The organism is Cellulomonas sp. GbtcB1 (genome assembly GCF_019091725.1).
GTDB lineage: Bacteria > Actinomycetota > Actinomycetes > Actinomycetales > Cellulomonadaceae > Cellulomonas.
In genome coordinates this window covers 1-239 of sequence record NZ_JAGXJG010000519.1, presented here as the reverse complement: position 1 = coordinate 239, position 239 = coordinate 1, and the positions used below count along the sequence as shown (strand labels likewise).

The window sequence follows — 239 nt, the reverse complement described above, 5'->3', positions numbered from 1 at the left end:
GACGTACGGGGCCTCGATCGCGTGCGGCGCCGCCAGCCGGCTCGCTAGCCCCACGGGCGACGCCCCCGCCGCCGCCAGCCGGTCCGGCCAGGCCAGCTCGACCACCTGGATCCCCGACCAGTACGCCCCGAACAGCATCCAGGGCGTGCCGTCGGCGTCCTCGACGATGCCGGCGTCGCTCGCGTTGTAGTCGTCGGCCGGCTCCGCCCGCCAGACCTCCCCGCGGGCGACCCAGCCGC

1 pseudogene is annotated in these 239 nt (G+C 77.4%); it reads right to left on the bottom strand.

Annotated elements, in window-relative coordinates:
• Positions 1-239 (bottom strand): annotated as a pseudogene (locus KVT14_RS21240) (arabinan endo-1,5-alpha-L-arabinosidase); the annotation flags it as partial.